This window comes from Streptomyces sp. NPDC031474 (assembly GCF_055581185.1).
In genome coordinates this window covers 1-1312 of record NZ_JBVIJX010000081.1, presented here as the reverse complement: position 1 = coordinate 1312, position 1312 = coordinate 1, and the positions used below count along the sequence as shown (strand labels likewise).

Genomic DNA, 1312 nt, shown 5'->3' with positions numbered 1-1312 from the left:
TTGCCGGAGTAGCTGTAGCCGTTGACGGTTTGGGGGTCGTTCAGGTCGAGGATGGGGTCGACGCTGATGAAGCGGCCGATCGCGGGGTCGTATTCACGGGCGCCGAGGTGGGTCAGGCCCGTGTCCAGGGCTGTTGCAAGTTCCGGGGGTGTGCGGCTGGTCGAGTTATGACCGGTTGGGGCGCATAGCAGAGCAGGCACGGGCTTCGTGATCATTGTGGTGTCTAATAGTCACCATCACTCCCATCCGGCACACTCGGCTACGACTCGCGCAATGCCTCGGCGTTTCGGATAGTTTGAACGAATTTTAGAAAGACGCGCCGAGTAGACATCCGTGACACGCGCTCCCTCCTCAGACAACAGGCGAAGATCTCCATTAATCCAAAATTCCTCAACCCCATACAGGGTCGTTTTAATTCCCTGGAATTCGCGCCTCGAATATCCGCCACCAGCATGCACCAAGTCATCGCAGGATTCCCAAAAGTTTCCTACACTTGACCTGATCTTCCATTCCCGATCACTCTCGGAAAGTTCGCTTGTCGTGACGAGCATTGCCACGCCAGCAGCAGTCGATTGAAAGTATTCCGGTTCAGACGAGTCCTCCAACGCGCCGATCTCACTTCGCCAATTCCTCAGCGATGCAATCTCCTCTGCGCAGCCTGGATACTCCGAATCGTTACATGCAGCAACGACGGCGTCAATTTCCGCCAGAAAGGGAGTCCCCGCAACCTCAAGGACGGGCCTCATCCTGGCAAGGGACAACCCTCCAACCAGATTGAACAACTCCATTACCGGTCACCCCCTAGAACCACTCGATAGGGCGTGTTATTGGTGCTCGACACACCAGTACCCATACCGATGGAACTCGGCCTGAGACCCATATCTGTCGCTTGAGTCAAACAGACCGGACACATTCTGGTCGAAGAAGCCATCCCCACGATCTTCCAGTCACTTCCTAACTTATTCATAATCGTGGCCTCAGCGTGCCCTTGGCCAGCGATGTAGCGTTCTCCCCGCAGCGGCGCAATACCCCCCTTCCATTCGAAAGGAAGGCCGGTACGTTCAGTAGCTACCCATGTTTCAGTCATGTTCGGATTGTTTATGTTCTGGACTCGAGCAACCGCAACGGTTGAGGCCTCATCAGCTCGCGTACCATAAAGCTCACGCGCCCTTTTAAGGAGGTCCTCACCACAATTGTGTACGAGTACCGGCGTAGCTCCCGCCAGCACATAGTACGCGTGGATGTCTTCGATGGTGAGGTCGTGTGTGCGCTGGCGCTTGGTGTAGTGGGTGACTGCGGTGATCTGGACGTG

General features: G+C 55.9%; 1 protein-coding gene and 1 pseudogene. Both read right to left on the bottom strand.

Translation table 11 applies throughout. The features are described 5' to 3' along the window. Positions 1–122 (bottom strand): annotated as a pseudogene (locus tag ACZ5SK_RS48525) (RHS repeat-associated core domain-containing protein); the annotation flags it as partial. Positions 123–787: 665 nt separating this feature from the next. Beyond that, a partial coding sequence (locus ACZ5SK_RS48520; protein WP_361710841.1) for a hypothetical protein occupies positions 788–1312 on the bottom strand: 525 nt, incomplete at its 5' end.